Annotated in this window: 3 protein-coding genes; all 3 read right to left on the bottom strand. The window is 67.9% G+C overall.

The genetic code is table 11. The annotated features are described in order from the left end of the window. The coding region (locus tag VH499_RS18690; RefSeq protein ID WP_332054260.1) for a 2-dehydropantoate 2-reductase N-terminal domain-containing protein at positions 1-189 on the bottom strand (189 nt) is incomplete at its 3' end. Between the two features lie 248 nt (positions 190-437). After that, complete coding sequence (locus tag VH499_RS18685; RefSeq protein ID WP_332054259.1) at positions 438-734, bottom strand: DUF1330 domain-containing protein; 297 nt, start codon at positions 732-734, stop codon at positions 438-440. Positions 735-806: 72 nt separating this feature from the next. Next, positions 807-2,618, bottom strand: a complete 1,812-nt coding sequence (locus tag VH499_RS18680) for an adenylate/guanylate cyclase domain-containing protein (protein ID WP_332054258.1) — start codon at positions 2,616-2,618, stop codon at positions 807-809. Between the last annotated feature and the right edge of the window lie 334 nt (positions 2,619-2,952).

Here is a 2,952-nt window from a genome sequence, read left to right as displayed (position 1 = left end):
CTCGCCCTGCTGGAGCGTCTTCACCGCAGTCCTGATCTCGCCGTCCTGGCTGCGCACGACGAGGCCGTCGCGCGCGAGCTGGCTGGCCCGCGCCGGCCGCACGAGGAACGCCACGTCCGCGCCGCCCTTCACGAGCTTGCCGCCGAACAGGCCGCCCAGGGCGCCCGCGCCCAGGATCAGGTATCGCATCTGCCCCCCTCTCGTTCCCGAGGCCGGCGACATCGCCCGCCGCGGTGGTGCCCCGGCGACGACAGTCGCGCGTGCGCCGCGGGGAGTCTATGGCTAGACGATCTCCACCTGCAGCCTGCGTCCGACCAGGACGGCGGGCCGCTGCAAGGTCTCGATCGTGACGTTGCCGTCCTCCGGGTCGAGCACGCGGTCGACACGACGGCGCGGCTCGGCCTCGCGGTGAAGCTGTAGGGCGCGTCGGCGCCAGATTAGGCTGCTGTCACGCCGTCCACGGTGAACAGCCGACCGGTCGAGTTCTGGAGACGATGCGGAAGGATCTTCTGGTACTCGGGTGACTTGTACCAGCGGTCGACGGCGGCGGCGTCCGGAAACTCGAGGATGACAATGGTCTTGGGCTGCGGCCCGCCTTCGATGAGTTTCGTGGTGCCGGCCCGCGCCAGGTATCGCCCGCCGTGCTTCGCGATGGTGTCGCTGACCGCGGCGACATACGGTTCCAGTCCCGGCCGGTCGGTAATCTCCGCGTCCCATACTACGTAGCAAGCCATCGCTATCTCCTCATAACGGTTCCGGTTGGATGCACGACCATTCGACGATGACGGCCAGGCGGCGCTGCTCGGTCACGGCGGAGCCTCCAACCCGGCGGCGATGCGCAGGAACCTGGCGTCGCGCTGCCGGTCCTCGGGTAACCGATACAACGGCGAGCCGGTGGCAAGCCGTTGCTTCAGAAGCTCCGGCGCAAGCCCATTGGCGACCGCGAATATCTGGCGGGCTTCCTCGAGTTGGCCAAGCCCGACATAGTTGACCGCCAGCATGTTGAGGTTCTGTACGAACTGCGGGGCGGAGCGCCTGCAGAGCAAGGCCCACTCGATGCCCTTCGCGTAGTCGGAGGCAAGGAAGCAGGCCACCGAGAGATTGAGGTGAACCCAATGCTGGAACGGGTTCAGCGGGTTGAGGCGCAAAGCCTGCGTCAGCCACTCGATACCCGATTTCGTCTGACCGGATCGCGACTCGATGGCGCCCATCGCAACCAGCGTGTCGGGATCGTTCGCATTGAGTTCGTGAGCCCGTCGCGCCTCGAACAGCGCATCGTCGTGACGGCTCGTGGCGAGATGGACCCAGGCTTTGAGCACGTAGGGCCTGTGGTTCAGGTGGTCGATGCCCTGGGCGCGGGTCGCGACCGCGCTTGCGGTCGCGAGAGCGCGAACGGGATCGGCGGCCGTCCGGAAGAAGCCCTGATGAAAGTGCGCCCAGCCGAGCGCAACGAGCGCCGGCACGCACTGAGCATCGATCGCCAGCGCTTCCTCGGCCATTCTCATGACAGCGTCGATGCGCGCATTGTCGGGACTGCGCCCGAGGTCCCTGATCTCGGCCCATGCCCGCAGGGCGAGGCCGTGCGCCTCGAGATTGTTGGGGCGTGCGCGACCGACCGTGGCGATCTGGACATTCTCCACTTCCGCTCCGACCGCCGACACGATGCTGCTGGTGATCTCTTCCTGGACGGCGAAGATGTCGTCGAGCAGCCGGTCGAAGCGTTGGGCCCATAGATGGTTGCCGGTCTGCGCTTCGATGAGCTGGGCGGTGACGCGCACGCGATTGCCGGCCTTGCGCACACTGCCTTCCAGGACATGGTGCACGCCGAGCTCGCGGCCGACCTGGCGGACATCGACGGCCTTGCCCTTGTAGGAGAAGCTCGAATTGCGGGCGATCACGAACAGCGCCTTGAACCGCGACAGCGCCGTGATGATGTCTTCGACCATTCCGTCGGCGAAGTATTCCTGCTCGGGATCGCCGCTCATGTTCTCGAACGGCAGCACCGCGATCGACGGCTTGTCGGGCAGGGGCAGCGGCGTGACAGGTTGGACCGGAGGCGTGGAAGCGGAAGCGGTTGCGGCTTGCCAGTCCGCGTGCTCCCACTTGACCGCGAACGCCTGCACCGGCCGGTCGATGTTCTTGAGCGCGAGCCGCCCGAGATCGTCGAAGGTGGCCCTGACCCGGCCGGCGACCGCGTCGTGGACGGCGCCCGAGATCACGAGGCCGCCGGCCGGCGCCTCGCCCTCCAGCCTCGCAGCGATGTTGACGCCGTCGCCATAGAGATCGTCGCCGTCGACGATCAGGTCGCCGAGATGGATGCCGAGACGGAACACGATCCTCTCGGTCTCGGCGAGCGGTTCATTGGTGTCGGCGACGGCCTGCTGGAACTCGATCGATGCGCGCAGTGCATCGACAGCGCTGCCGAATTCGACCAGCGCGCCGTCGCCCGTGAGCTTCACCAGCCGGCCGCTGTTGCGGGCCAGCGCCGGCTCCAGCCGCTCGCGCCGATGCTCCTTGAGGCGCGCCAGCGTGCCGCTCTCGTCGCGGCCCATCAGCCGCGAATAGCCGACGACATCGGCCGCCACGATGGCGGCCAGCCTGCGCTGCTCTCGCTCCACGGGAACTCCCCCGCGTTCCTGTCGCCGAGCGTAGGAGCGGGGCGCGCGGAGGGCAACCGCGCCGGTTGCAATCCGGTTCGGACTGCAGTTCCGATCGACGGCACGCCGCCCCGCCCTCGCGGCGGATCGCCCTTGGATCGCCCCTGGATCGCCCCTGGATCGCCCGTGGATCGTCCTTGGCCGGGCGCGAGGCGGGGGCTAGGCTTTCGACGGCAAGCAAGGGAGGCAAGCATGCGACATCTGTCGGGCGGGTGCCTGTGCGGCAAGGTGCGCTATTCGGCCGACGCCGATCCGGTGTTCACCGCGATCTGCCATTGCAAGAACTGCCAGAAGC

The organism is Reyranella sp., from assembly GCF_036558665.1.
Taxonomy (GTDB): Bacteria; Pseudomonadota; Alphaproteobacteria; order Reyranellales; family Reyranellaceae; genus Reyranella.
This window is presented reverse-complemented; position numbering and strand designations above follow the sequence as displayed.

Coding starts and splice junctions, on each gene's coding strand:
- VH499_RS18685 (WP_332054259.1), bottom strand. CDS start 734: ATGGCTTGCTACGTAGTATGGGACGCGGAGATTACCGACCGGCCGGGA.